This is a genomic window from Anaplasma phagocytophilum, from assembly GCF_023476575.1.
Classification (GTDB): Bacteria; Pseudomonadota; Alphaproteobacteria; order Rickettsiales; family Anaplasmataceae; genus Anaplasma; species Anaplasma phagocytophilum_A.
Genome location: NZ_JAHLEX010000167.1, coordinates 1 through 1,080 on the forward strand (window position 1 = coordinate 1; position 1,080 = coordinate 1,080).

2 protein-coding genes are annotated in these 1,080 nt (G+C 39.2%); both read right to left on the bottom strand.

What is annotated here, in order from left to right; translation table 11 throughout:
* Nucleotides 1-66 precede the first annotated feature (66 nt).
* The gene (gene folE, locus KPX09_RS05360; RefSeq protein ID WP_249549314.1) at nucleotides 67-675 is read right to left on the bottom strand and encodes a GTP cyclohydrolase I FolE; all 609 of its coding nucleotides are present in this window, start codon (nucleotides 673-675) and stop codon (nucleotides 67-69) included.
* Between the two features lie 4 nt (nucleotides 676-679).
* The coding region (locus KPX09_RS05365; RefSeq protein WP_249549315.1) for a F0F1 ATP synthase subunit gamma at nucleotides 680-1,080 on the bottom strand (401 nt) is incomplete at its 5' end.

Below are 1,080 nucleotides of genomic sequence, written 5' to 3' on the forward strand. Positions count from 1 at the left end.
AACTCCACGAGACTTTATAAGTTTAATTATATCTTCTGCTATATTCAAGGCACTCAAAACACACCTCTACTTAGACATTTTTATTCTCAAGAAGAATTCATTGCGTAAATCACAACGCTCTTCAAAAACACCTAACATTTGACTAGTTTGAACGTTTAATCTCTCATCTCTAGAGGCAGCATCCCTGCTGCTACACTCAACGCACCAATGCTCAGCTTCTAGTATTACAGCAATACCATGAGGCTCAAGTATCTTCTCTAAATACTCTGCTACCTGATTAGTAAGACGCTCCTGAAGCTGTAGCCTTTTCGAAAAACAACCAACAATATGCGCTATACTACCAATACCAAGTATCTTCTCTTTTGGTATATAAGCGATATGTGCCACCCCACATATAGGACTAAGATGATGTTCGCAGTTTGAAGAAAATCCTATGTTTTTTACCAACACCATTTCTGAAACCCTACCATCGTAGGGAAGAAGAGAATAGTGAGAGAGAAGTTCAGTAGCATAACCAGAACAAAACTTTTTATAGTAATCCAAGACTCTACGAGGTGTTTTTAATAAACCTTCCCTATCAGTATCATCCCCCATCCACCTTATTATGACTCTAACCGCCTCTTCAGCTTCCTCAATCGTTGGACAAACTCCACCACATTGCGTTACTTCTGCCATACACCTACCCCAAAGCTTCGCATCCACTAACCACTTCTATTAGATCCGTAGTTATCGCCGCCTGTCTTGATCGATTGTAATCCAAGACCAACTTGTTTAGCATACTTTTCGTATTGGTATTGGCAGATTCCATGGATATCATCCTACAGCAGTGCTCACAGGTTAGGCTTTCACATAAAGATAAGTAAAGCCTGCCCATAAAGCTATTAAACCAAAGCTTCGTATTTATTGATGCAAAATCAGGATCATAGAGATTTTCCCCTCTCTCAATCTCTCCTTTATCCTTACTTCCGTAGAAATCGTTCGGGTCATCAACTATAAGAATATTCTCTATAACTTGCTCCTGCGAATTTATGGCGTGAAACTTGCTATATAGAACCAAAACACTCTTGTAACTTGTGAAAT

What these genes read in the sequence shown, in the direction of transcription:
- folE (WP_249549314.1), bottom strand. Translation starts at nt 675, where the DNA reads ATGGCAGAAGTAACGCAATGTGGTGGAGTTTGTCCAACGATTGAGGAA.